Origin of the sequence: Aquabacterium sp., assembly GCF_036273115.1 — a bacterium.
In the GTDB taxonomy this organism is placed as follows: Bacteria; Pseudomonadota; Gammaproteobacteria; order Burkholderiales; family Burkholderiaceae_C; genus Aquabacterium.
In genome coordinates this window covers 91552-115381 of sequence record NZ_DASUIN010000019.1, presented here as the reverse complement: position 1 = coordinate 115381, position 23830 = coordinate 91552, and the positions used below count along the sequence as shown (strand labels likewise).

Annotated in this window: 21 protein-coding genes and 1 tRNA gene; 5 read left to right on the top strand and 17 right to left on the bottom strand. The window is 61.6% G+C overall.

The features are described from left to right. Positions 1-2: 2 nt before the first annotated feature. The 9 genes from VFW72_RS07460 to alaS all read right to left on the bottom strand — a co-directional run bounded on the left by VFW72_RS07460 (position 3) and on the right by alaS (position 11034). Positions 3-1712 (bottom strand): GspE/PulE family protein, encoded by a 1710-nt coding sequence (locus VFW72_RS07460; RefSeq protein ID WP_329673653.1) that lies wholly within the window; start codon positions 1710-1712, stop codon positions 3-5. A gap of 16 nt (positions 1713-1728) precedes the next feature. Beyond that, the gene (locus VFW72_RS07455) at positions 1729-2784 is read right to left on the bottom strand and encodes a tetratricopeptide repeat protein (RefSeq protein ID WP_329673652.1); all 1056 of its coding nucleotides are present in this window, start codon (positions 2782-2784) and stop codon (positions 1729-1731) included. After that, a complete protein-coding gene (locus tag VFW72_RS07450; protein WP_329673651.1) occupies positions 2781-3644 on the bottom strand; it encodes an ExeA family protein in 864 nt (287 codons plus the stop codon). Before VFW72_RS07450 ends, VFW72_RS07455 begins: the two co-directional genes overlap by 4 nt. 6 nt (positions 3645-3650) lie before the next feature. After that, on the bottom strand, positions 3651-5429 hold the full coding sequence (gene mshL, locus VFW72_RS07445; RefSeq protein ID WP_329673650.1) for a pilus (MSHA type) biogenesis protein MshL: 1779 nt from the start codon (positions 5427-5429) through the stop codon (positions 3651-3653). Beyond that, positions 5426-5851 (bottom strand): hypothetical protein, encoded by a 426-nt coding sequence (locus tag VFW72_RS07440; protein WP_329673649.1) that lies wholly within the window; start codon positions 5849-5851, stop codon positions 5426-5428. The genes mshL and VFW72_RS07440 overlap by 4 nt, the downstream gene beginning before the upstream one ends. After that, positions 5836-6576, bottom strand: a complete 741-nt coding sequence (locus VFW72_RS07435) for a hypothetical protein (protein ID WP_329673648.1) — start codon at positions 6574-6576, stop codon at positions 5836-5838. Before VFW72_RS07435 ends, VFW72_RS07440 begins: the two co-directional genes overlap by 16 nt. Next, positions 6573-7190 (bottom strand): hypothetical protein, encoded by a 618-nt coding sequence (locus VFW72_RS07430; RefSeq protein ID WP_329673647.1) that lies wholly within the window; start codon positions 7188-7190, stop codon positions 6573-6575. The genes VFW72_RS07435 and VFW72_RS07430 overlap by 4 nt, the downstream gene beginning before the upstream one ends. After that, positions 7187-8170 (bottom strand): hypothetical protein, encoded by a 984-nt coding sequence (locus tag VFW72_RS07425; RefSeq protein WP_329673646.1) that lies wholly within the window; start codon positions 8168-8170, stop codon positions 7187-7189. Before VFW72_RS07425 ends, VFW72_RS07430 begins: the two co-directional genes overlap by 4 nt. Positions 8171-8382: 212 nt before the next feature. Beyond that, positions 8383-11034: an alanine--tRNA ligase gene (gene alaS, locus VFW72_RS07420; protein ID WP_329673645.1), complete on the bottom strand. Its 2652-nt coding sequence runs from the start codon at positions 11032-11034 to the stop codon at positions 8383-8385. Positions 11035-11145: 111 nt separating this feature from the next. Here alaS and VFW72_RS07415 point away from each other — a divergent pair, with 111 nt between their 5' ends. Beyond that, positions 11146-12075, top strand: coding sequence for an aspartyl/asparaginyl beta-hydroxylase domain-containing protein (locus VFW72_RS07415; protein WP_329673644.1), 930 nt, complete (start codon positions 11146-11148; stop codon positions 12073-12075). Positions 12076-12091: 16 nt separating this feature from the next. Here the strand turns inward: VFW72_RS07415 and VFW72_RS07410 are convergent, their stop codons facing one another. From VFW72_RS07410 to VFW72_RS07400, 3 genes are all read right to left on the bottom strand, one after another. After that, on the bottom strand, positions 12092-13069 hold the full coding sequence (locus VFW72_RS07410) for a LamG-like jellyroll fold domain-containing protein (RefSeq protein ID WP_329673643.1): 978 nt from the start codon (positions 13067-13069) through the stop codon (positions 12092-12094). Between the two features lie 75 nt (positions 13070-13144). Further along, a tRNA-Gly gene (locus tag VFW72_RS07405) sits at positions 13145-13218 on the bottom strand. 69 nt (positions 13219-13287) lie between these two features. Continuing rightward, positions 13288-14052: a PEP-CTERM sorting domain-containing protein gene (locus VFW72_RS07400; RefSeq protein WP_329673642.1), complete on the bottom strand. Its 765-nt coding sequence runs from the start codon at positions 14050-14052 to the stop codon at positions 13288-13290. A gap of 306 nt (positions 14053-14358) precedes the next feature. Between VFW72_RS07400 and trmB the strand changes: the two genes are divergently transcribed. Both trmB and putA read left to right on the top strand, forming a co-directional pair. Next, positions 14359-14997, top strand: coding sequence for a tRNA (guanosine(46)-N7)-methyltransferase TrmB (gene trmB / locus VFW72_RS07395; protein ID WP_414638785.1), 639 nt, complete (start codon positions 14359-14361; stop codon positions 14995-14997). Between the two features lie 134 nt (positions 14998-15131). After that, the gene (putA, locus tag VFW72_RS07390) at positions 15132-18254 is read left to right on the top strand and encodes a bifunctional proline dehydrogenase/L-glutamate gamma-semialdehyde dehydrogenase PutA (RefSeq protein ID WP_329673640.1); all 3123 of its coding nucleotides are present in this window, start codon (positions 15132-15134) and stop codon (positions 18252-18254) included. Positions 18255-18273: 19 nt separating this feature from the next. On the opposite strand, the gene VFW72_RS07385 is transcribed toward putA, so the two are convergent. From VFW72_RS07385 to VFW72_RS07365, 5 genes are read right to left on the bottom strand one after another with little or no spacing between them, the layout of a single operon-like run. Beyond that, positions 18274-19098, bottom strand: coding sequence for a peptidylprolyl isomerase (locus tag VFW72_RS07385; RefSeq protein WP_329673639.1), 825 nt, complete (start codon positions 19096-19098; stop codon positions 18274-18276). 30 nt (positions 19099-19128) lie between these two features. Next, the gene (locus tag VFW72_RS07380; RefSeq protein ID WP_329673638.1) at positions 19129-19395 is read right to left on the bottom strand and encodes a BolA family protein; all 267 of its coding nucleotides are present in this window, start codon (positions 19393-19395) and stop codon (positions 19129-19131) included. A 28-nt stretch (positions 19396-19423) separates the two neighbouring features. Then, complete coding sequence (locus VFW72_RS07375) at positions 19424-20056, bottom strand: septation protein A (protein WP_329673637.1); 633 nt, start codon at positions 20054-20056, stop codon at positions 19424-19426. A gap of 17 nt (positions 20057-20073) precedes the next feature. Then, a complete protein-coding gene (gene msrB, locus VFW72_RS07370) occupies positions 20074-20478 on the bottom strand; it encodes a peptide-methionine (R)-S-oxide reductase MsrB (protein WP_329673636.1) in 405 nt (134 codons plus the stop codon). After that, entirely contained in the window at positions 20475-22040 is a 1566-nt protein-coding gene (locus VFW72_RS07365) for a protein adenylyltransferase SelO (protein ID WP_329673635.1), read from the bottom strand. Before VFW72_RS07365 ends, msrB begins: the two co-directional genes overlap by 4 nt. Positions 22041-22148: 108 nt before the next feature. On the opposite strand from VFW72_RS07365, the gene VFW72_RS07360 reads away from it, so the two are divergent. Continuing rightward, the gene (locus VFW72_RS07360) at positions 22149-22991 is read left to right on the top strand and encodes an undecaprenyl-diphosphate phosphatase (protein WP_329673634.1); all 843 of its coding nucleotides are present in this window, start codon (positions 22149-22151) and stop codon (positions 22989-22991) included. Further along, entirely contained in the window at positions 22988-23824 is an 837-nt protein-coding gene (locus VFW72_RS07355) for a ferritin-like domain-containing protein (RefSeq protein WP_329673633.1), read from the top strand. The genes VFW72_RS07360 and VFW72_RS07355 overlap by 4 nt, the downstream gene beginning before the upstream one ends. Positions 23825-23830: the final 6 nt, after the last annotated feature.

Below are 23830 nucleotides of genomic sequence, written 5' to 3'. Positions count from 1 at the left end.
GGTCAGATCGGTGTGCTGGCACGCATGGCCTCAGCCACGGTGGTTCGGCCGGACAACACCAGCCGAATCGCATCGCGTTTGAGGGTGTAGTTGGCAAATTGCTTCTGGGCAATCTGGTTGAACGTGATGTGGTCGCCCTGTGACGCAGCATGTGTCATCTCAGGGGTCATCTCGATCATTTCGTAGATGCCGGTGCGGCCTCGGTAGCCAGTCTGGTGGCAGTTGTTGCAGCCCACGCCCTTGAAGAACGTCCCCTTTTGCATGGGGGCGCCATCGTCTCCGCGCATGTCGGCCAGATCCTTGTCCAGCCACTCGATTTCATGAGCAGCGGGCTCGTAGGGCATGCGGCAGCTGTCGCACACCACCCGAACCAGACGTTGGGCCAGCACCAGGCGCAAGCCCAGGGCCGACATGTAGGGCGGCACCCCCATGTCGGCCAGGCGCAGGACCGCGCCCGCGGCATCGTTGGTGTGCAAGGTTGACACCACCAAGTGACCCGTCATGGCCGCGCGCAGACCGATTTCAGCGGTTTCCTGGTCGCGCATTTCGCCCACCAGCAGCACGTCCGGGTCTTGCCGCAAACAGGCCCGCAGCACCCGCGCAAAGGTCAGATCGATCTTGTCGTGAACTTGAACCTGGTTCAAGCCGGGCAAGCGGTACTCGACCGGGTCTTCCACGGTGATGATCTTGGTTTCCGAGTCGTTCAACTCCGCCAGGGCCGCGTACAACGTGGTGGTCTTGCCCGAGCCCGTCGGGCCTGTGACCAGGATGAGGCCCGATGGGGCGCTCAAGGCCAGTTTCAGGCGCGACAGGATGGCCTGCGGCATCTTCAGCGCGTCCAGCGACGCTTTCTGGTTGCTTTGAATCAGCAAGCGCATCACCACCGATTCGCCGTACTGCGTAGGCAGTGTCGAAATACGAATGTCGATGGGCGAGTTGTTGATGGCCGTCTGGAAGCGGCCGTCTTGGGGCAAACGCTTTTCCGAGATGTCCAGGTTGGACATCAGCTTCAAGCGCTGAATGAGGGCCGTACTGACCTTGGGATCGTAGGTGGAGTGCTGGTGCAGCACACCGTCGATCCGGAAACGGATGATGGTCTGGCGCTCTTGGGGTTCGATGTGGATGTCGGACACCGCTTGCGCGACCGCCGTCTCAAAGATCGATGCAATCAGCTTGACGATCGGCGCGTCTTCGGTGCCAGCCAGCATGTCCAGGGAGGCCACAGCCGGCCCCAGGTCGGCAGCCACTTCGTCGGCCAGGCCAGACACCTGCTCGCGGCGCTGGTAGATGCGGTCGACCACATCCATCAGAGACTTTTCTGTGACCACAACCGGATGGATGGTGCTGTGCAGCGCGCGAGCCACCTCGTCTTGCGCGAAGGTGTCCATGGGGTCGGAAAAAGCCACCAACAGGCCATCGTCCTGCTGCCCGATGACCAAGGCGCGATGTCGACGCGCCAGCGACTCGGGCAGTCGCATCACCAGTTCCGGACTCAGCTCACGACGGGCCAGATCCAGAAAAGGCAGCTTCATCTGCTCGGCAATCGTCAGGCCGATGGCCTGATCCGTCACCAGATTCATGTCAGACAGAACGCGCCCCAACTTACGCCCGGTGCGCTTTTGCTCGGCCAGAGCCTGCTCCAGCTGGTGCAAGCTCAGCAAGCCTTGCTGAACCAGCACTTCACCGAGACGGAATTTGCGAACTTGGTTCACGATCGCTCCTCGCGCATCACAATTGTTGTTCCAACCAGGCCTGTACATCGGGGCTCAACTGCCCCAGTCGATAGGCTCTGTAGAAAGCTTCTTTGGCTTGGGCCCCCTGCCCTTGAGCCTGCCAGGCCACGCCCAACCCCAGCCACCAAGTGGCGTTGTCTGGTCGGGTACGGAGAGCCTGCTCGTAGGCCTGTGCCGCGGGGCCATACTGGCCGCTTCGAGCCAACAAGCCCGCCTTCAGGCCGAGGGCTTCGCCAGTCGGGCGCTCCATGCCTTGCAGTACCTTCAAAGCCTGATCGGCCGCTCCCCCGCTCATCAGGCGACGCGCCTGCAAGAACTGCAAGTCTGGGTCGCGCGGGTCGACCTTGAGCCCTTCGTCCACGAGCCTGGAAGCCAGTTCGGCTTGCTTCGCGTCGAGCGCCAAAGTCACGGCCAGGCGGCGTGCCTGACTGTGTGTCGGGTCGAGCCGCAAGGTGCTCTGCAAGGCCTCCAGCGCTTGCCCATCCCGGCCCTGGTCCAGCAAGTCCAGGGCATGTCGGTAAGACTCTACAGCCTGCATTGCCGAGGTCTGTGCACGACCTGCGGCAGGTGGATCGATCATGAGTGGTGCAACACTGCTGGCCCCAGCCAGCGGGCGCTGCTGCAAGCCTGCCGCAGGCGTAGACGATGCCACCGCCAACGCTTGCGGCTGCTCATCAGTGGGGTGGCCGGCAGCATCAGACACCGCTTCGTCGCTTGGATCGAAAGGGGAAGACAAGCTGACCCGCGTCGCAGCCAGGTCACTCTCGCCAGGGAGAATGGGTTTGAGCAAACTCAAGGACAAGCGTGTGTCCATTTGCCAAACGCGCCATGCCGATTCCTGGACCGCCCTGCTTTGCGCCACGCCCTGAGTGGTCGCCACTGCGGCCTTGGCCAAAGCAGAGGGTCGCAATTCCTGAACACGCACGTTGGCAGTCTGAAGTGCCATGCCAGCAGCCAAGGACGCCAGCATGCCGGTAGACAGCAAAGCCCCCCGAATCCAGGGTGAAGCCCACATGGGCGATATCGGCCCCAAGTCACGAATGACACTCATGTCCTGTCTCCTTGCCAGACGCCAGCCAGATTCGGGCGCAGCAGATTTCCCACCAGACGCCAGCGCTCCAACCCAACGGTCAGGGCATCCTTGAACCACACACGGTGGGTACCTCGGCGGCACGCCTGCACCAAGCACTGATGGGCCAAGGCATTGGCTTGCCGAGGCACACCGCCGCTCATGCGCCACAAAAGCCAGCAAGCCCCTTCGGAAAACACCCGGGGGCCATGCCATCCTGCAACCGACATGCGGTGCTTGAGATAGCGTCTGAAATCGGCCAGAGGCAAGCCCTCCAGGCGCACCCCGCAACCCAATCGGCTGCGCAGTGATCGCAACTCGGGTTGCCCCAGCAATCGATCCAGCTCAGGTTGCCCGAAGAGGACAATCTGCATCAGCTTGCGCTTGTCGGTTTCGATGTTGGAAAGCAAGCGCAAGGCCTCCAGGCTGGCTGACGACATGGCATGGGCTTCATCAATGCAGCACACCACACGGTGCCCATGGGCCGCCAAGTCTTGCAAAGCCGATTCGATCAGACGATACAAGGCCTGTTCATCGTCCTGCTCGGGCGGCACGCACCCCAACTCCACAGCCAGTTCACGCAACAACCCTACCGGCTCCAGCCGTGGATTGAAGAGGCAAGCGGTCACCACACTGGCGGGCAAATGCGCCATCAATCGACGGCACAACAAGGTCTTGCCCGTGCCCACCTCGCCTGTCACTTTGACAAAGCCTTCACCTTGCGCCAAGGCTTGCACCAAGGTTTCCAGCGCAGCCTGATGCTGCTGATCCACATACACAAAGTCGGGATCAGGTGTCAGATTGAAGGGCTGCTCGAACAAGCCAAAGTGAGCTGCGTACATGCCGCATCACTCCCCTGCTCGTTCGCGCACGCTGTGTGAAGGCAAAACCATGCCTTCCAGCCGCGCCCCCACATCGGCCAGGTCCTGGCGCCAGTCGGCGTCTGACTTGATGACCGTGGGCTTGATCAGGAACACCAGCTCGCTCTTCTTCATATTGCGGTTGTTTTGCTTGAAGAGGTTGCCCACCACAGGCAGGTCGCCCAGGAAGGGCACCTGGCTCTTCGTGTTGTCCTGCTCTTGATGCATCAGGCCGCCAATGGCCACGATGTAGCCGTCTTGCACACGCACGATGGTGTCGGTTTCGTTGACACTGCTGGAGGCAAGCGGCAGGCTGAAGCTGCCCAGGGTGCCCAGGTTGATCACGTGAGCGCGCTCTGACACATTGCTGACCGAGGGCCGCACATGCATGGTCACCATGCCTTCGGCGTCAATCTGCGGTGTCACATCCAGAGAAATACCCGAGAAGAAGGGCTGCGCGGTGATGGTCGGTGTCGTCACCGTACCTGAAGCGCTGGTGGTGGTCGTCGTCGCAATGTTGGTAACGAAGAAGTCATCGGTTCCCACACGCAACACCGCCTTCTGATTGTTGATGGCGGCGACCCGTGGCGAAGACAGAACCTGCACCGAGCCCTGGGTTTCCAGGAAGCTCAGCAGGCCGTAGAAGCTGTCTGTCGAAAAGGCCAGGCCCAACACACCATTGGTCGCCTGGCTCAACGGTGTGGCCACCAGATCGGCCATGGACGTCGGTATCACCGTTGGCGGCGTGGTCGACGGATCCACAATGGTCTTGATTGCGCCATCAGGTACGCCATATTTACGTCCCAAGGCCCCAGGCACCCAGACACGGCTGGGGTCACTGCCAACCGAGATGCGGTGGTTGCCCTCGCCATTGAGCTGTGTCCAGTTGATGCCGGATTGGTAGCCGTCCTTGAGGGTGACTTCCACGATCTTGGCTTCCAACATGACCTGACGCTCGATCGACAGCTTCGACGACTTCAGAAACGACTCCACCTCGCGCAGTTGGCGTGGCATGCCACGCACCACCACCACACCGGTGTGCTGCGACAGCACGATCTGGCGCCCTTCGGCATCACCCACAATGGCCTTCAGCGCCGCATCGAGTTCCTTCCAGAAGTCGGTGTCGATCGATGTGGACACCTGACTGCCTTCGTTGGCCGTGGTGCTGCCCCCAGCCGAGCCACCACCTGAGCCACTGCTGTTGAGGTTGTTGGTGATCGACCCGGAGCTCACACGGGTGTCGCTGCGCCCCGAGCGCTTCGAGCTGGGGTAAGCCACCTGGAAAATACGGGTCTGCAAAGTAGGCGGTTCAACAAAGACCCGATTTCCCGACACCCGGTATTCGAATCCGTAGACCTCGCGCAGCACTTCCAGGGCCTCAATGGCCGTGACATCCTTGAGGTTCACCGCCACCGTGTTGGTGAAACCCGGCTGCACCACAAAGCTGTAACGAGAGCCCGCAGCAATCGCTTCAAAGACCTGGTTGATCGAGGCGTTGTTGAACACCAGATCAAATCGAGACTCTCGCTTGGCCACGCGCGGACGCTCGACCGTCGGCGGCACCAGGGCAGACATCACGTTGTCGGGCGTTTTGGCCACCGGGCGCTTTGCGGCTGCCGCCTTCATGGCCTCATCAATCGCCTCCTGTGTGACTGTGGGTGCCGGTGGCTTGCTTGCGCAGGCCGACAGCAGCACAGCGACCGCAGCCACCAGGGTCAGACGCCAGGTCTGGCGATGTTTCTGGGATGGGGTTTGCATCGGCTTCATGGTTTGACCGCCTCAGTTGATGCAGGTGCCGAAGCACCTGCTTGTCCGCCTTGTGGCGGATACATCTCGATGATTTCCTTGTGCCCGTCAGGATGCTTGAGCACAACCTTGCTCCGCTGCACGCTGACGAGCCGGGCGCCTCGAACCTGCGCCCCCAGGCGTACCCATTGGCCGTCGATCACAGCGCCGCCCTGACGCCCCAGCCGGACACCGGTCAGGCCACTGGCGGCCGCTCCGTTGGCCCCGGCGGATGCGCCATCGGCCCCCTGAGACAAACTGATCGGGTCGAGCATCGGGGGCACGAACGGTGCCCCCGGCCCAGCCGCCCAAGCAGTGCACACCGTGCCCAGCAGGACCAGGCACACAGGCAGCACCGTGGCGCGATAGCCCCCAACGATTGAAGCAATCACATGGCCAGCCATGTCGCCTCCTGACTGATCAACACCAGAGACAGCGTGGCCTCAACTTGCCGGGCATCGCCTTCCGCTGGCACCAGCTTGACTTTTTCGAGCTGCATCAGCTGCCCGCTCGATTCAAATTGCTTCAGCACCAGATTGACCTGCGCCAGACTTCCAGCCACACGGAGCTCTGCTCGATGCCGATACACCTTTGCTTCCGGAACCGGAGCGGGTGGCGGCACCACTTGCCCGGCATCGCTGGCGGCTTCGGCAGGCACATCCACCACCTCCGCGGTACTGGCTGCAGCCGCAGCCACCGGAGGCTTGATCGGGGCATCATCGGGCAAGGCCTTCAGGCTCACCACCTCGACCTCTTGCAAGGCCATGGCCTTGCGCAAGGCCGCAAACACCTCGCGCGGAGACCCCCCTTGAGTCGAGACGGCCTGGGCTGGCGTGCGTTTGGCCAACACCTGTTGCAGCCGCATCAATTCGGCCTGTTTCTGCTGCAAGGCCATGGCATCGGTCTGCTGCTGCAGTGGATCAATGCCTGGCTGAGTCAACAGCAGCGCGACACGGCGGTCGTGCACCGGCATCGTGACCTGAAAAACAAAGCCAACCACCAGAGCCAGGCCACCGGCCAACAAAGCCATGCGGTCGCGTTGCGGCAAGGCGTTGACACGACCCACCCAGCGCTTCCATGGCACCTTGGCGAGCCAATCGCGCGACAACTGTGCGAGACGCTGCTTCATGGCTGAACCTCCTGGGCTGGCAGGTTTTCCTGCCCCGAGAGCTCAAACACGTAATACGGCACCGCCTTGCGTGCAGCTTGGTCATCCACTTGAGAAGCTGGCTCCTGCATCAGCTTGCGCTCCACACTGAGGATGGCAATGGGCAAGCCCTCGAAGGCCTGACTGGCACTCAAGCCATCGGCGTAGCGCGCCAGATCAGCCTGGCGCAAGCCGCTGACGGTCAAATGCACCCCGCGCGCGCCCGAGAACTCCACGCTCTGCAGCCACATGGAAGAAGACAGCCCTCCCACGAGGCGATCGAAACGCGCCACCACCTCACGAGGTGGATCGATCATGGCAGCCGCGGCTTTGCGAATTTGCTCATCAGCATCCAACTGAGCCTGCAACTCGGCCACCTGAGCCGAGACTTGCTGCATCACCTGCCCGCTGGCCTCTTTGGCCGCTTCCGCAGCGGCCACATCCTGACTCGCGCGCTGCCAGAGCCACTGTTCATAGGCCCAGTGCCCCCCCGCAGCCAAGGCCGCCAAGGTCAAGGTCGAGATCACCACCACGCCATTGGCCCAGTCGCGCCCTTGCTTGAGGGTCTCGTCAATCAGATTGATTTGCTGAGTCATGCGGCGCCCCCGTCACGCGAGACGATGACCCGGCGCAGCGCCGCCCCTATGGCGACCAGACTCGGCCGAGGCGGCTTGCTGCGATTCATGGTGGCTGCGGCACGATGGCCCAGTTCCATTTGTTCAGGCAACTCGTAAGCGTGCAGTCGCATGCTCACATGGGGTGCCAGTTGCTGAACCAGATCCAGATCGGGTACGGACTGCTCAACCCAAACGCGCTCGATCGACGTGCCATAGAACTGGCGCTCGAAAGCATCGGCGGTGCGCTGCATTTCCAGCGCCAGACGCTCCAGCAGCGACTGGCGGGTCATCAGATCGGCCGCGGCGAAGTGGGCGATGTTGAGGTCGTTGAAGCGACGGAATGAACACAACTCGCCACGCCAAGCCACGATCAGCGCGCCCCCTGTGGAACTCAGTCGCAACAGCGCGGTGGCCTGGCTTTGAGGTGCCAAGACCAGCAAGTTACGCAACGCCAACTCAGGGATGTCGATCGAATCAAGCGGCAAACGGGCTTTCCGAGCCCGGCTCATCCACTCACCCACACGCTCTCGGCGCGCCACCACCGCCCAGGCGTGCGACCCCTCACCTTCGCCATCAGGCGAAGGCAAGACCAGGCAGTCAACGCAAGCGTCGTCAACCGGGAAGTCGATCATGTCCTTGACGCGCCAGCGCATGGCGTCGGCGCGCTCGGCCGCAGGCACCGATGGGGTGTCCATCGACAGCATCTGATAGTCGTCACCCGGCAATGTCAAATTGACCGACTCGATGCTCAAGCCTTCCCGCTTGAGCCATTTGCCGACTTCGGACAAGCTCGGATCATCAACAAACGACTCGTATGCCACCAGGATGGGCTTGCCCTGCGAGCCTTCGCGCACAACCGCCACTGCCAACCGCCCGGGGCTGAACACCACCCCCAGGTGGTTAGGCTCGCGCTTCTTGCGGGAAGCGGGCCATTTCGGCAAAGACAAGCGCAGCGGCATGGACGTATCTCCAGACAGTTAGCCACAGTCTAGGAGTCACGCCACCTCGATAATTGCGTGAAGTGAAACGCCCAAAGGCGCTATTTCTTCACACTAAGCGAGCCGCTTCACCTCGCCACATTCACCCCGAATCGACATGAAAAAGGGCCCCGAAGGGCCCTGCTGGCAAACACAGTGCGGCCCTGTGCCGCCTGCGATTGAGGTTCACCGCATCAAACGCGCTCGGCCACCCAAGCTTGCACGCTGGCCAGGGCCGCGGGCAAACCGGAGGCATCGGTGCCACCGGCCATGGCCATGTCGGGCTTGCCGCCGCCCTTGCCACCCACTTGCTGGGCCACAAAGTTCACCAGCTCGCCGGCCTTGACCTTGCCGGTGCTGTCGGCGGTCACGCCTGCAGCCAGTTGCACCTTGCCACCGTCCACGGCGGCCAGCACGATGGCAGCGGTCTTGAGCTTGTCCTTGAGCTTGTCCATGGTCTCGCGCAGGGTCTTGGCGTCCGCGCCTTCCAGCGTGGCAGCCAGCACCTTGATGCCGTTCACGTCCACAGCCTTGGCCATGAGCTCGTCGCCCTGGCTGGAAGCCAGCTTGCCCTTGAGGGCGGCGATTTCCTTTTCCAGTGCGCGGATCTGGTCCATCGCCGCGGCCACACGAGCGGGCACTTCCTGCGTGGTGGACTTGATCAGGGCGGCCACGCCGTTGAGCGTGGTTTCCAGGTTCTGGGTGTAGGCCAGCGCCGCGGAGCCCGTGATGGCTTCGACACGGCGCACGCCAGCGGCCACGCCGCCTTCGGCCACGATCTTGAACAGACCGATGTCACCGGTGCGCTTGACGTGGGTACCACCGCACAGTTCCTTGGATGACCCGATGGTCTGCACGCGCACGGTTTCGCCGTACTTCTCACCGAACAGCATCATCGCGCCCGACTTCTGCGCGTCTTCCAGTGCCATGACTTGGGCCAGGGCATCGGCGTTGGCCAGGATTTCAGCGTTGACGATTTCTTCCACTTCGCGGATTTCCTCGTCGGTCATCGGGGCGTTGTGGGCAAAGTCGAAACGGGTACGGTCAGCGGTGACTTGCGAGCCCTTTTGCTGCACGTGATCGCCCAGCACTTCGCGCAGGGCCTTGTGCATCAAGTGGGTGGCGCTGTGGTTGCGCACGGTCTTGGCGCGCAGGTCGCCATTGACCTTGGCAGCGAGGGTATCGCCCACCTTGATGGCGCCTTCGACCACGCGACCATGGTGACCAAACACATCGGCTTGGATCTTCTGGGTGTCTTCCACCAGGAAGCGGCTGGTGTTGTTGCGCAGTTCACCGGCATCGCCACATTGGCCGCCGGACTCGGCGTAGAACGGGGTGTTGTCCAGCACGATGACGGCATCGTCGCCCGCATTGGCTTGTTCCACCGCAGCGCCGTCCACGTACACGGCGGTGACCTTGGCGCCTTCCACGCTCAGGTGCTCGTAGCCGTGGAAGGTGGTGGCCGTGCCGGTGTATTCCAGGCCTGCGGCCATCTTGAACTTGCCTGCGGCACGGGCTTGCTCGCGCTGGCGTGCCATGGCGGCGTCAAAGCCAGCCTGGTCCACGGTCACGTCACGCTCGCGGCATACGTCGGCAGTCAGGTCAACAGGGAAGCCGTAGGTGTCGTGCAGCTTGAAGGCGGTTTCGCCGTCCACCTGCTTGGTACCCGAAGCCAAAGCACCTTCCAGGATTTCCATGCCGTTGGCGATGGTCTGGAAGAAGCGTTCTTCTTCGGTCTTCAGCACATCGGTGATGCGCTTTTCGTTCTGGCGCAGTTCAGGATAGGCGTCGCCCATCTCGGCCACCAGTGCGGTCACCAGCTTGTGGAAGAACGGGGTGCGTGCGCCCAGCTTGTAGCCGTGGCGGATGGCTCGACGGGTGATGCGACGCAGTACATAGCCACGGCCTTCGTTGCTGGGGATGACGCCGTCGGCGACGGTGAAAGAGCAGGCGCGGATGTGGTCGGCGATGACCTTCATCGATGGAACGACCTGCGAGCGGTCCGTGATCACAGCCAAGAACTCGTCGTTTGCCGCGACCTTGAAGAGTTCATTACGAACCGCCTCAATCAGGTTGGCGAACATGTCGATTTCGTAATTGCTGTGCTTGCCTTGCAGCACCGTGGCAATGCGCTCCAGGCCCATGCCGGTGTCCACCGAAGGCTTGGGCAGCGGGTGCATCACGCCGTCTTCCGTGCGGTTGAACTGCATGAAGACGTTGTTCCAGATTTCGATGTAGCGATCGCCGTCTTCATCGGGGCTGCCGGGAGGGCCGCCAGGAATTTCTGGGCCGTGGTCGTAGAAGATTTCGGTACAGGGGCCGCAAGGACCAGTGTCGCCCATCATCCAGAAGTTGTCGGACATGTAGCGGCCGCCCTTGTTGTCGCCAATGCGCACAATGCGCTCAGCGGGCACGCCCACGATCTTGTTCCAGATCTCGTACGCCTCGTCGTCTTCCTGATAGACAGTGACCCACAGCTTTTCCTTCGGCAGCTTGAACTGGGTGGTCAGCAACTCCCAGGCGTACTGGATGGCGTCGTGCTTGAAATAGTCACCGAAGCTGAAGTTGCCCAGCATTTCGAAAAAGGTGTGGTGACGCGCGGTGTAGCCCACGTTGTCCAGGTCGTTGTGCTTGCCGCCCGCGCGAATGCACTTTTGCGAGGTGGTGGCACGGGTGTAGGGGCGCTTGTCGAAGCCCAGGAACACGTCCTTGAACTGGTTCATGCCCGCGTTGGTGAACAGCAGCGTGGGGTCGTCGCCCGGCACCACGGGGCTGGACGCCACGATGGTGTGGCCCTTGGACTGGAAGAATTCCAGGAAGGTCTTGCGGATGTCTGCGGCTTTCATGAATGTTTCCGAAACTGGGGCTCGACGCACAACGCGTCAGGCGAAGCCTGCGATTATAGGATTGGCCTCTATCATTGACGCCTCTGTGATGCCCTGATCTGCGTGCCCAATATGAACTGGCTTTCTGCACTACCCCACCTGGAGACCCGCCACTGGGTGCTGATGATTTTCGTTGCCTCGGCACTGCACGCCCACTTGCGGGGCAAAGTGCGCTTCGGCTGGGTTCGCGCACTGACCGATTTCACGGTGCTGATTGCCCCTTTCAACTCCCTGATGGTGTTGTTTTCGAAGGTCGGCAGCCAGCCCTACCTGAACCCGAAAGACTTTCCCGAGCTGAAAGTGCTTCAGGAAAACTGGCAGGTCATTCGGGAAGAAGCCCTTCAGCTCGATGGCCACGGCCGCATCAAGGCCGCCGATGGCTACACCGACATGGGCTTCAACTCGTTCTTCCGCACTGGCTGGAAGCGCTTTTACCTGAAGTGGTACGGCACCGACATGCCCTCTGCTCAGCAGATGTGTCCCAAAACCGTGGCCTTGCTCAACCAGATTCCCGGCATCAAAGCGGCCATGTTTGCCTCGCTGCCCCCTGGCGCCACCCTGGTTCGCCACCGCGATCCCTATGCGGGCTCGTTGCGCTACCACCTGGGCCTGATCACCCCGAACAGCCCAGCCTGCTACATCGAGGTAGACGGCCAGCGCTATCACTGGAAAGACGGTGAAGTGGTGATGTTTGACGAAACCTACATCCACCACGCCGAAAACGCCACCCAGGCGCCACGCATCATCTTGTTTGCCGACGTGGAGCGCCCGGTTTACACCCCTGTGGTGCGCTGGATCAACCGCCTGTTCGCCCGCTTGGTGATGACGGCTTCGGCCACGCAGAACGTGGAAGGCGAGCGCATTGGGGCTCTGAACAAGCTGTTTGGCTATTTCTACGCCGTGCGCCTGAAAGCCAAGGCGCTCAAGCAGACCAACCGCACCGCCTATTACGTGGGCAAATGGGTGCTGATTGGTGGTCTGCTGGCCTGGCTGTTCGTCTGAAGGCTGTTGCTGAAAATCAAGAGGCCTTGCCGGCCAGTTTCAGAATTTCATTGCCGTCAAAGGTGCGGTTGCTGAACACCAGTTCGTCAATCGCACCCGGGAACACATAACCGAGCCCGGTTTTCGACTTCACCGCATTGGTGGTGCCAGAGGTAAAACCGTAGGTGGTGATGCCGCCCAGGAAGTACGGCAGACACGACTCATTGATTGCCGAGCGCTTGATCTTGTCATCCGGCTGTTGGCGATCGGCTTGTGCCACCACCAACCCGTCCACATACACCATGGCGTGAATGTCGTTGTAGGTCACGGCAATGTGGTGCCATTCACCCGCCGAAATGGCATTGGGCGCCTGAACGACAAAATCGGGTTCCCAACCAAAACCGCTGTCCGGATACATCGACAGGGTGGGCTTGCCATCGACCAAGCGCACATGGAACGAGGCGTCTCGCCCCTCGTAAACAGGCTCTTGCGTACCAAACAGGTGGTACACCGATGTCGTGTCAATCTTGTCTGCTCGCACCCACATGGCCACGGTCATGCGCGAGTCGGCGCGACCGGCTGCATTGAAGTATCCAAAGGGGTTGAACTGCAGCACGTTTCCCGAGCAAACGGCGGTCGACGACCCGCCCGCCAACCAGGCATAACTTTGCTCAGCAGCAGGGTCGAAATGCAGCGCCGTCCCGACTTTGCCCGGCACTTCCTGCACTTGGCAGGTAGGCGATGTGCTGATGCAAGTCGTCAGAGTACGAACCGCTTCGGCGCCCGGCGTGGGCAAGAACGTCCGCCCGGGGGCCACGTTGGCGCCGTTATCAAAACCCCAGGTGTAAGCCACGCGTCCGCTGCTGTCCGCGCCGGTGTAGTTGGTCGGCGAAGCCGGCGAACTCTTGTCTCCGCCACCGCCGCCACAGGCAGACAGCATCGCAGCCAGCAACAAACCAGCGCCAGCAAGGGCAGAGACTTTGAAGGAGGGTGAAAAAGCGTTCAGCGAGGCCATGGTCTGTCAGGAATCAAATGGCGCTCTGCAGCCCCTGGGTGCCGACATCAGAGGAGACATCAGCCGGGGGAACTGTGGAGCGGGTGATGGGAATCGAACCCACGTATCAAGCTTGGGAAGCTGGCGTTCTACCATTGAACTACACCCGCTCTGAGGGTGAAGCCGAGTTCGTCGTGAACTCAACCTCGGCGCATTCTAGCGTGTTCCAGCCACCCGACTCAGTTCGCAATCTTCCTGCGTGCCGCGCACGCCACGCCCACCAGGCCCAAGGCCATCATGGCCCAGGTGGAAGGCTCAGGCACCGCAGGCATATTCGCCACAGTGAAAGGCTTGTCGCTCACGGGCCAGCGCAGTGCACCTTGAATGTCGATGTTGATGGTGCCGAAATCCAGCGTTTTCAGCGGAGCCTGCAGCACCTTGTTCAGGTTCAGTGCCGACGCCATCGCAGTCAAGGCATCAGAGGTCAGCACCAGATGGTTCAACTGCTCCTTCATGGTCAGGGTCAAACCGTTGAGGCCGATGGTCAGGGGTGTGGCCACATCGAAGTCATAGATGGAGACCCCTTTGGTGACGATGCCGTTGGAGATGATGTCGGCATTGACCTTCTCCGCTGCAAAGTCGATCTGGAAATTGGCCAAGGCCATGCTGCGACTGCCCCGACTGATCAGCAATGCCGAGCCCGTCGCCTCGCCAGACAAGGGCTTGAGCGAGGGAGGAAACAGGCCTACCGACACGTCAACGTGGGTCACCGGCAAATCGAAGGCCTGCGTTGCACTGGCAACCCCGAAAGCATTCCCCAAAGGGGAAATGGTTGAACCCGATGCGGCCAACGCATCCACAGCCAGTTCCGACAACTGAAAAACCGAATCAGCCTTGACGAAGGTCGTGGGCAGCGACACCGTCAGTGCGGAAGCAGACGAAGCGGCCCCTGCTGCGACAAGCACCACCGCTGCAGCCCGCGCCCTGAACAGGAAAGACACCATCCACCCACCTCGAAAGAATTGTCATGTGTTCCCTTGATGATGCCGACATCACGAGAAATTCGGCACACAAAACACCCGGGATTGACCCTAGGGTGGAGTCAAAAAGGAATTTGGCACGACATATCACGACCCCCGTTTACGGGGGCGTGATACAGGGATGTTCCGCCCCTGCATACAAGGGGGCAGCTGATGAGACAATCTCTCCCCATGTCGACCTCTGAATCCCTTGACCCCTCTCTGCCCGGCGATACCACCTCTGGCGAAGCCGGCTTGCCTGAGCACCCCCGCACCATTCGCAGCTACGTGATGCGGGCTGGCCGCACCACCGAGGGCCAGGCGCGCGCCCTGGCGGAACTTGGCCCACGTTTCCGCCTGCCCTACCAAAACACCCTGCTTGACACCCAAGCGGTGTTTGGCCGCCAGGCTCCCGTGGTACTCGAAATCGGCTTCGGCATGGGCGATGCCACGGCCAAGATTGCCCAAACCCTGCCCGACACCGATTTCATCGGCTGTGAAGTACACGAACCCGGCGTGGGTGCGCTACTCAAGCACATTGGTGAAAAGGGCCTGACCAATCTGCGCATCGTCCAGCACGACGCCGTCGAGGTTCTGGACAACATGATCTCGCCCGCATCTCTGGCTGGCGTCCACATCTTTTTCCCCGACCCCTGGCACAAGAAGCGCCATCACAAACGCCGCCTGATTCAGGCACCCCTGGTGGCCAAATTGGTAGAGCGACTGGCCCCTGGCGGCTACATTCACTGCGCCACCGACTGGGAGCCCTACGCTCACCAAATTCTGGAGGTGCTCAGTGCCAACCCAGATTTGGTCAACACGGCCGAAGGGTTTGCTGAAAAACCCGCTTACCGGCCCTTGACCAAGTTCGAGAACCGCGGCCTGAAGCTCGGCCACGGCGTGTGGGATCTGGTTTTCAAGAAGCGCTGACCCCCAGGGCCTGAGGCAGACGGCCGCGACACTGCGCGGTTTGACACAGTCTGCCGCCCTCTCCCCGCATTTCTCTGGTGGACTTGGCCGCCGCAAGGCGCTAGGCTGTCTTCAGTCACTGACTGGAGCCCACCGTGAATGCGCCGCACCCGGAAATCCACCAGATTGATGACAGCGACCGTCTTCCCCTGCCTTGGGACGACGAAGACGAGGTCGTAGCCCAACTGGCCGCTCAAGGCTTGCACGAAGGCGATTGGCCACTGATCCGCACCCGATGTGCCCACTGGGTACAAGCCGTGCGGCAATCGCCGCCAGCGTTCTGGGCCATGGAGTCGCTCCTACAGGCCTTCCCGCTATCCAGCCAGGAGGGCTTGGCCTTGATGCGGCTGGCCGAAGCGCTGCTCAGGGTTCCGGATCAGGACACGATGGCCTTGCTGCTCTCCGATCAGCTCAAGCAGGCTGACTTCAGCCAGCACGCCAGTGAGGCCAACCACACCACTCACCCCCTGCTGGAAGGCTTCAGCGCTCGCCTGCTGCATCTGGCCAGCCAGATCATGCAAGGAGACCAGACCCAGTTCCTGCAGCGCCTGAGCCAACGCACCGTGGTGTCTGCCACCCTGCATGCCTTGCAAACGCTAGGGCAACAGTTCGTGCTGGGGCAAACCATTGAAGAGGCCACCGACCTGGCCTTGAAACAGTCTCGCATCGACCGCGAAGAGCGGCATCTGACCACCTGGAGTTTCGACATGCTGGGCGAAGGCGCCCGCACCTGGGCCGATGCCGACCGCTACCTTCAGGCCTACCAAGACGCCCTGAAACAAATCAGTCAGGTCGACTGGCCCGCATCCGACTCGCCTGCGCTACGCGAACGCCCCGGCTTGTCGATCAAACTCTCAGCGCTGCACCCACGCTTTGAGGCACCTCGGCGGCACCAGGTTCTACAAGAACTCATGCCACGCCTGCTGCCACTGGTCACCGAGGCGGCACGCCGAAACATCATGCTCACGATTGATGCGGAAGAATCGCATCGCCTCGAGCTGCAACTGGCGGTGCTGAGTGCCCTGGAGACCTCGCTGGAGCACGACACCACCTTGCGCGAATGGTCTGGCCTGGGAGTGGCTATCCAAGCCTACCAGTTGCGCGCCAGCGCCATGATCCAGGCAGTGGTGCACCTGGCTCAACGTCATCAGCGTCGACTCACCATTCGACTGGTCAAGGGCGCCTACTGGGACTCAGAAATCAAGCGAGCCCAGGAGCTGGGTCTACCCGGCTATCCCGTGTTCACCCGCAAGGCCCACACCGACCTGTCCTACCTGGCTTGCGCGCATCAACTACTGGCTCACACCGACCTCATCTACCCGCAATTCGCCACCCACAACGCGGCCACCATCGGCGCCGTGTTGCACCTGAGCGAGCAAGCGCAAGTTCCCCCAGACGCGTTCGAATTCCAACGGCTGCACGGCATGGGCGAGCGCATTTACCAGGCCATGCGCCTCAACGAAGCCCATGCCCCTGCGCTGAGGGTCTACGCCCCTGTAGGAGCTCACCGAGACCTCTTGGCCTACCTGGTCAGACGCCTGCTGGAAAACGGCGCCAACGCCTCCTTCGTACACCAATTGGCCGACCCGGCTGTCTCGATCGACATGCTGCTGATGTCGCCCTCGCACATGGCGCACATGCACAAGCAAGCCCAGGCTGAGTCGCTGCCCAGCCCCCATCGCCTGTACGGCCCGACCCGCCAGAATGCCGCCGGACTGGACCTGTCCACGCATCTTCATCGAAGTGCGGTGGAACACGCTTTGGCTCACCATCAGGCCTTGGGTACCAGCCACCCTGCCCCGATGACGTCTGGCGCTCAGGCGAGTGCCATCATGGCTGAACTGCATGCCGCCTGGCCGCAATGGGAATCCACCCCACTGGAGGCCCGATGCCAGATTCTCGAGCGAACGGCGCAAGCCATGGAACAGGATCTGGTGTCGTGGATGGCCGACCTCATGGTGGAAGGCAAAAAAACGGCAGCCGACGCGCTCGCAGAGGTACGCGAGACAATTGACTACGCCCGCTACTACGCTGAGCAAGCCCGCCTCAGCCTGAACGACACCGAACTCCCCGGCCCGACCGGTGAGCGCAACACCTGGCGCGCACGCGGCCGTGGTGTGTTCGTGTGCATTGCCCCCTGGAACTTCCCCCTGGCCATTTTTGGAGGACAAGTGATGGCCGCACTGGTGGCGGGCAACACGGTGGCCGCCAAGCCGGCCGAAGTCACACCTCGCATTGGCCTGCGTTTCGTCAGGTTGCTACATGCCTGCGGCGTGCCAGCACATGCAGTTCAGGCCGTGGCGGGAACCGGCGCCGAAGCAGGCGCCGCCTTGATTGACAGCCCGCATTGTGCGGGCGTGGCCTTCACCGGTTCGGTGGCCACAGCCAAGCGCATTCAGCGTCAACTGGCGCTGGCAGACCGCCCCATTCTGCCGCTGATTGCGGAAACCGGCGGACTCAACGCCATGGTGATCGACAGCACCGCATTACCCGAACAGGTGATCGATTCCGTCCTGTCCAGTGCGTTCGGCAGTGCCGGCCAGCGCTGCTCCGCACTGCGGCTGCTGTGCGTGCACTCGGCCATCGCCGACACGGTCGAACAATTGCTGGCAGGCTCGCTGGCCACACTGCACGTGGGCCCCGCCTGCGACTGGCACACCGATGTCGGCCCGGTCATTGACCAGGCGGCACAAGCTCGCCTGCATGCGCATCTGGATGAGCTCAATCACCTCGCGCATGCCCCCAACAGTGGCGTGCACCAGATCGCCCACGCAGCCGTGCCCGCGGGCGACTCCGAGACCTACATCCCGCCATGCGCCTACACCCTGCGCGAGGTCTCTCAACTGAAAGCCGAGCACTTCGGGCCGATCTTGCATGTGGTGCGCTGGGGCCCACACACCGCAGCGCCCGACCTGGACAGCCTGATGGCGCAAATCAATGCAAGCGGCTTTGGTCTGACATTTGGCGTGCACACGCGCATGGACGAACGCGCAGCCAATCTGGCCTCGCAATCTCGCGCAGGCAATGTGTACGTGAACCGGGGAATGACAGGCGCCGTGGTGGGCGTACAGCCCTTTGGCGGATCAGGGTGGAGCGGCACCGGGCCCAAGGCCGGAGGCCCCCACTACCTGCTGCGGTTCATCACCGAGCAGGTGGTATCAGTCAACACCACAGCTGCCGGAGGCAATGCCGCGCTGTTGACAGAAGGGGCCAGCTGAGAGCCGGCCCCTATCAAGATCAGTTGGCGCTGAACTTGTAGTCGGTCTTGGCCTTGTTCTTCAGATCTTCACGGAACTTCTGCAGCTTGGCCTGATTCTGGTGCTGCATGATCTGAGCCTTGACTTCGTCAAACGAGGGGAACTGAGCCGAGCGCACGTCTTCCAGCTCGATGATGTGATAGCCGAACTGCGACTTCACTGGCTCGGTGGTGTACTTGCCCTTTTCCAACTGAGTCAGCGCCTTGGAGAACTCTGGCACGTAGTTCTCGGGGTTGGCCCAGTCCAGATCGCCACCGTTTTCAGCGGAGCCGGGGTCCTTGGAGTGCTTGCGAGCCAGGTCGTCGAACTTGGCGCCCTTGTTCAGTTGGGCGATCAGATCCTTGGCCTGCTCTTCGGTTTCCACCAGGATGTGACGAGCGCGGTATTCCTTGTCACCCTTGCCGGCCTTGAACTTTTCATATTCAGCACGGGCTTCGTCTTCGGTGGTGCCATTCTTCTTTTCGAAGTCAGCGAACAGCGAGCGAATCAGGATGGACTGGCGAGCAAATTCCATCTGGGTGCGGTAGTCAGCCGAGGTCTGCAGACCACGCTTTTCCGCTTCCTGCACGTAGATTTCGCGCAGCACGACTTCGTCCTTGACCTTCTGAACCAGATCCGGGGTCTTTTCCTGAATCTGACCCTGTCCCTTGGTTTGCTTCAGGATCTGGTCAACCATGGCGTCCACACGGGCCTTCGGCACACCCTTGCCGTTGACCACAGCCACGTTTTGAGCCAGCACCAGGGGGGCAGTCAGCGACAGCGAGGCGGCCAGCACAGCAGCCTTGGCGATACGGGAAGTCTTCATGATGAGCGAAAAAACTTTCTAATGATTAAGTCAGACAGACTCTGCTTTGATGGCCAGAGCGTGAATGCCCTGTGGAATCAAATCGCGCAGAGCATCATACACAAGGCGATGTCGCTGAACGTGTGACAGCCCAGCGAAACATTCGGCACGAACGGTGACACTGAAGTGCCGACCATACTTGGCCCCCTCGTGGCCAGCATGCAGATGGCTGTCGTCTTCCACCACCAGCGAGGCTGGCTTGAGGGCGGCTTCCAGGGCAGACTGAATCTGCTGGGCGGTCACAAAAGAACTGGACATGGCGCGATGAGGTTGTGTGCGGTGACGATCAGGACTGGCTCTCGGCGGCCGGTTGCATGTGACGACTCAGGTAAAGCCCCTGCAGCAAGGCAAACACCAGCAGCAAAGCCATGGTGCCCCACATCTTGAAGGTCACCCAGGTGTCGGTGGAGAAGTTGAATGCCACGTAGAGGTTGAGAACGCCCATGGCCAGGAAGAAGGTCACCCAAGCCCAGGTCAGGCGCCGCCAGACTGCCTCGGGCACCTCGATCTGCCCCCCCATCATCTGGGACAACACATCTCGCTTCATGAAGACTTCGCCGATCAGCAAGCCTCCGCCCATCATCCAATAGACGATCGTGGGCTTCCACTTGATGAAGGTCTCGCTGTGGAACCACAGGGTCAAGCCCCCGAGAATGACCACCACGGCCAAACTGGCCCACAGCATCTTGTCGATGTGCTTGCGCATCGACTTCATGATGATGATCTGCAGCAACGTGCCCAATACGACCACGGTGGAGGCCAGCAACACCGGCGCTTCAGTGACGCCGACCACGCCTCCGGAAACCAGGAAGCCAAGGTGCTGGGTCATCCAATCGGCCACGGGGGCTTTGTGCCCTTCTGCCCATTTGAAGCTGACGAAAAACAGGAAAACGGGCAGCAGGTCAAGCAGGAATTTCATGTTGAGGGCCGAAAGGCTCAGGTTTCTTCCGGCGTGAAGTCTAGCGCGGCGGAGTTGATGCAGTAGCGTTCCCCCGTGGGCAGGGGGCCATCATCGAACACATGCCCCAGGTGGGCCCCGCATTGCTTGCAGCGCACTTCGACTCGAATCATGCCGTGGCTGGTGTCGCGCAGGCGCTCGATGCAATCCGGGTCCAGCGACTCCCAGAAGCTGGGCCAGCCACAGCCGGCGTCGAACTTGGTGTCCGACTGGAACAGATCCATCCCGCAGCACACACAGCGGTAGCGCCCCTTCTCGAAGTGATCCCAGTAACGCCCAGAGAACGGATGCTCGGTGGCGGCCTGTCGGGTGACTTGGTAATCGAGTGGTGCCAGTTGGGCACGCCACTCGGCGTCGGTCTTCTTGAAGGGGTAATCGCTCATGATGAACAAGACACCTCAATGGCTTGTGCCCAGTCGGGCGGGAAACCGGCATCGGCCTCGGCACCCGCTTGCTCGACAAACGGTTGTCTCAGCAAACGCTCGAGCCGGTGAACCTCGGAGTAGTCGCCCGATTGTGCCCGGCGAATGGCCGTTTCGGCCATGTGGTTGCGCAAGACATAGACCGGATTGACAGCTCGCATGCGATCTCGTCGTTCAGAATCAGAGCTGTTTTCCTGGCCCAGGCGCTGGGCATATCGCTGGGCCCAGGCGTCAAACTCGGCGCGGTCGAGGAACAGGTCACGCAGGGGGGCATTGTCCTCATGCTGTGCAGGCGCATCGGATCGGAAATCACACAGGCGGCGAAACGCGATGGTGAAGTCGGTCTGGTGCTTGGCCAGCATCTGCAGGAAGTCGATCGCCAGCGCGCCGTCGCCCTCCTGCTCGCTTTGCAAGCCCAATTTCGCTCGCCAGCGTGCGCGCATGGCATCAGGGAATCGGGTTTCGTAGCGCTGCAGCACTTCGAGCACTGGCGCTGGATCCTCCTTGACCTCAGGCAAGAGCGGCACGAGGGCATTGGCCAAGGCGCGCAGGTTCCAGTACCCGATCTGCGGCTGGTTGTTCCAGCTGTAGCGCCCCTGGGAATCAGAATGGTTGCAGATGTGATCAGGGTTGAACCCATCCAGGAAGCCGAAGGGGCCGTAGTCGATCGTCAAGCCCAGAATCGACATGTTGTCGGTATTCATGACGCCATGACAGAACCCGACGGCCTGCCAGGCTGCCATCAAATCAGCCGTTCGATCTACCACCGCGCCGAGCAAGGCCAATGGGCGGTTGGGTGCATCGATCAACTCGGGGTAATGGTGTGTGACCACAAAGTCAACCAGCGCCTGCAAAGTGGCCTCAGCCCCCTCGTCGCCGCAGTAGGCAAAGTGCTCGAAGTGGCCAAAGCGAATGAAGCTGGGGGCCACCCGCGTCACCACCGCAGCAGTTTCCATGGTTTCGCGACGCACGGGCAGCGGCGAAGCCGTCAGCGCCAGCGCCCGCGTGGTGGGAATCCCCAGGCCGTGCATGGCTTCGCTGCACAGGTATTCTCGAATGGAGGAACGCAACACCGCGCGGCCATCACCTCGGCGCGAGTACGGCGTGGCACCTGCCCCTTTGAGTTGCAGTTCGAGGGGCCCCAAATCGGTTTGCACCTCGCCCAACAGCAGCGCGCGGCCATCGCCTAACTGTCCTGCCCAGACGCCAAACTGGTGGCCGCTGTACACCGTCGCCATGGGCAGCATTCCCGGCCAGAGCCCATTGCCCGACCAGACCCGTACCGACTCCTGGCCCTCGTGTGACTGGCTATGCCAATCGTCTGGCCATCCCATTTCGCGGGCCAAGGCAGCGTTGTACGCCACCCAGTGGGGGGCAGGCACAGGGTCACCCTGCCAGGGCTGCCCCAGGCCCGGCAGCCCTCTCTGCACCAGTTGCTGGTGCAGATGGGCCAATCGGTTGGGCCATGAACCCGGTTTGCGGCTTTCGTTCAGCCGCGCTTGCTCGGTGCGTACATCCAACATGCGACGCAGTGTAGTCAGCCCCCTGCGGCTGAGGGGGCCTGCGCCAAATTGCCCCTGCTGAAAGCTGGCCTAAGATGCCGACTTCCGAGTTAACCCTGGATCAACACCGTGGACCTTGTGCTGTTCATCAAAGCCGCCCTGATGGGCATCGTGGAAGGCCTGACCGAATTCCTGCCTATTTCCAGCACGGGTCACCTGATCTTGGCCGGGTCACTGCTCGATTTTTCAAGCAACATCGGGGCCGACAAGGCCAAGGTGTTTGACATTGCCATTCAAACGGGCGCGATCTTCGCTGTCATTCTGGTCTACATGCAACGCATCCGCGAAACGCTCAGCGGGCTGACCAGTGAACCCAAGTCTCAGCGCTTCGCCCTGAACGTGATCGTGGGCTTCCTGCCTGCCGTGGTGATGGGCCTGCTGTTCGGCAAAGCCATCAAGGCGCACCTGTTTACCCCGGTGGTCGTGGCCACGACCTTCATTCTGGGCGGGTTCATCATCATCTGGGCCGAGCGCATGGCCAGCCGGGTGCAACGCTACCGCGTAGAAACAGTAGATGACATGACCGTGCTCGACGCATTGAAGGTAGGCCTGGTTCAATGCCTGGCCCTGGTGCCAGGCACCAGCCGATCGGGCGCCACCATCATCGGCGGCATGATGCTGGGCCTGTCACGCCAAGCGGCCACTGAGTTCAGTTTCTTCCTGGCCATTCCCACCCTGATTGGTGCGGGCGCCTACAGCCTCTACAAGGAACGCGCGCTGCTGTCGATGGCCGATGTGCCCTTGTTCAGCGTGGGCCTGGTGCTGTCCTTCCTGTCGGCATGGGTGTGCGTGCGCTGGCTGATTCGCTATGTATCCAGTCACAACTTCCTGCCTTTTGCCTGGTACCGCCTGGCCTTCGGCGCGCTGATTCTGGTCACCTGGTACACCGGCGCGATCACCTGGGCGGAATGATGGTCAGCGCCGCTCAGCACGGGCACCAAGATCTGCGGCATGAGGCCCTACGCATTTTGCTGGAAGCAGAGCCGGGCGCCAAAGCTGCGGCTGCGCTGGCCCTACCCGAGCCTGGGGCTGCCTATGGTGAACTCGACACCGAAGCGCACATCACGCTGACAGCCGACCAGCTGGCCCGACTGCCTGGCCGGCCTGAACGCCCTCGCCTCGTTGAGGCCAAGCAGGTACCGACCCGCTCGCCGTTCACGCTGGAGGGGCGTGCAGCCTTGTTGCATGCCATCTGTCACATCGAGTTCAATGCCATCAATCTGGCGCTGGATGCGGTCTGGCGATTTGCAGAAATGCCCGCCGCCTTCTATCTGGACTGGATTCAAGTGGCGCGGGAGGAAGCCTTGCATTTCAACCTGCTGCGCGGTCACTTGCAGACATTGGGACATGACTACGGCGACTTCGAGGCCCACAACGGGCTGTGGTCCATGTGCGAAAAAACGCAGGAGGACATCCTGGCTCGCATGGCACTGGTGCCACGCACCCTCGAAGCACGTGGCCTCGATGCAACCCCGCTGATTCAAAACAAGCTGACACGAGCCGGCGACACCGCTGCGGTCGAGATTCTGGACATCATCTTGCGCGAGGAAGTCGGCCATGTCGCCATTGGCAACCGCTGGTTTCACCACCTGTGTCAGCAACGCGGACTCGACGCCCGCACGCTGTATCCGGAACTGGTAAAGCGTTATGAAGCGCCGCGATTGAAGCCTCCGTTCAACGAAGCCGCGCGTCTGGCCGCAGGCTTCACCGAAGACGAACTCGCCTTCCTGCTCGGAACCGACTGAGGCCTC

What these genes read in the sequence shown, in the direction of transcription:
- VFW72_RS07455 (WP_329673652.1), bottom strand. Translation starts at nt 2,784, where the DNA reads ATGAGTGTCATTCGTGACTTGGGGCCGATATCGCCCATGTGGGCTTCA.
- VFW72_RS07450 (WP_329673651.1), bottom strand. Translation starts at nt 3,644, where the DNA reads ATGTACGCAGCTCACTTTGGCTTGTTCGAGCAGCCCTTCAATCTGACA.
- mshL (WP_329673650.1), bottom strand. Translation starts at nt 5,429, where the DNA reads ATGAAGCCGATGCAAACCCCATCCCAGAAACATCGCCAGACCTGGCGT.
- VFW72_RS07440 (WP_329673649.1), bottom strand. Translation starts at nt 5,851, where the DNA reads ATGGCTGGCCATGTGATTGCTTCAATCGTTGGGGGCTATCGCGCCACG.
- VFW72_RS07435 (WP_329673648.1), bottom strand. Translation starts at nt 6,576, where the DNA reads ATGAAGCAGCGTCTCGCACAGTTGTCGCGCGATTGGCTCGCCAAGGTG.
- VFW72_RS07430 (WP_329673647.1), bottom strand. Translation starts at nt 7,190, where the DNA reads ATGACTCAGCAAATCAATCTGATTGACGAGACCCTCAAGCAAGGGCGC.
- VFW72_RS07425 (WP_329673646.1), bottom strand. Translation starts at nt 8,170, where the DNA reads ATGCCGCTGCGCTTGTCTTTGCCGAAATGGCCCGCTTCCCGCAAGAAG.
- alaS (WP_329673645.1), bottom strand. Translation starts at nt 11,034, where the DNA reads ATGAAAGCCGCAGACATCCGCAAGACCTTCCTGGAATTCTTCCAGTCC.
- VFW72_RS07415 (WP_329673644.1), top strand. Translation starts at nt 11,146, where the DNA reads ATGAACTGGCTTTCTGCACTACCCCACCTGGAGACCCGCCACTGGGTG.
- VFW72_RS07410 (WP_329673643.1), bottom strand. Translation starts at nt 13,069, where the DNA reads ATGGCCTCGCTGAACGCTTTTTCACCCTCCTTCAAAGTCTCTGCCCTT.
- VFW72_RS07400 (WP_329673642.1), bottom strand. Translation starts at nt 14,052, where the DNA reads ATGGTGTCTTTCCTGTTCAGGGCGCGGGCTGCAGCGGTGGTGCTTGTC.
- trmB (WP_414638785.1), top strand. Translation starts at nt 14,359, where the DNA reads ATGCGGGCTGGCCGCACCACCGAGGGCCAGGCGCGCGCCCTGGCGGAA.
- VFW72_RS07385 (WP_329673639.1), bottom strand. Translation starts at nt 19,098, where the DNA reads ATGAAGACTTCCCGTATCGCCAAGGCTGCTGTGCTGGCCGCCTCGCTG.
- VFW72_RS07380 (WP_329673638.1), bottom strand. Translation starts at nt 19,395, where the DNA reads ATGTCCAGTTCTTTTGTGACCGCCCAGCAGATTCAGTCTGCCCTGGAA.
- VFW72_RS07375 (WP_329673637.1), bottom strand. Translation starts at nt 20,056, where the DNA reads ATGAAATTCCTGCTTGACCTGCTGCCCGTTTTCCTGTTTTTCGTCAGC.
- msrB (WP_329673636.1), bottom strand. Translation starts at nt 20,478, where the DNA reads ATGAGCGATTACCCCTTCAAGAAGACCGACGCCGAGTGGCGTGCCCAA.
- VFW72_RS07365 (WP_329673635.1), bottom strand. Translation starts at nt 22,040, where the DNA reads ATGTTGGATGTACGCACCGAGCAAGCGCGGCTGAACGAAAGCCGCAAA.
- VFW72_RS07355 (WP_329673633.1), top strand. Translation starts at nt 22,988, where the DNA reads ATGATGGTCAGCGCCGCTCAGCACGGGCACCAAGATCTGCGGCATGAG.